We start from the raw sequence: 629 nt of genomic DNA on the forward strand, positions 1-629 counted from the left end.
CGCGAGCGAACCTCATGGCGTGGGTACTTCGTCGTCAACACCGCGCCTATCTCGGTCATTGCTGCGTACATGGCGTAAAACAGGTCATCATATAATTGGGAGCTTGGCGCAGCAAATCCAACGATGTCGTCGTAGCGGACCGCGACATCGGCGATGAAAGCCGGTGTGATCGTCTCTGGAGACGGGTGTAAAACGGCTTCGAAGGTCTCACCGGGGTGCCTTTCCGCTGCGAGAAGCCGGTCGACTAGCTTGTTCCCGTAGTCGTCGACGTAGACGGAAGAGTCGACCCATGACGAACGATTTTCACTCGTCGTAGTCGCGGCGGGGTCAGTGGACCGGTTCAGATACTCGTACACCATCATAGTCAACTCAGACGGCTGAGTACTCATTCTATCTCACCTGTTCTGGTCGGTATTGAGGGCACTTTGACGAGATTCGCGGCGCGTCATTCCATCCTGAACTCATGCGTTCTATTCTTTCAGTATCCATACTATTTCTACGCCCGAAGATATGTGGCAGGCAGAATAGATACCGAATATGTCCGTGTCTTAGTAGTAGCCTACAGACATACGTCACTCGAAGAAGCCGCGGATGATCTTCGACTCCGCGGCGCGCAGATGCTGGTGGAG

General features: G+C 54.1%; 1 protein-coding gene. It reads right to left on the reverse strand.

Translation table 11 applies throughout. From position 1 onward, the window contains the following. Window positions 1-362, reverse strand: a 362-nt coding sequence (locus EXE45_RS17390; RefSeq protein WP_137695070.1) for a hypothetical protein, incomplete at its 3' end; no start/stop codon positions are given. Between the last annotated feature and the right edge of the window lie 267 nt (window positions 363-629).

This window comes from Halorubrum sp. SP9, from assembly GCF_005435015.1.
In the GTDB taxonomy this organism is placed as follows: domain Archaea; phylum Halobacteriota; class Halobacteria; order Halobacteriales; family Haloferacaceae; genus Halorubrum; species Halorubrum sodomense.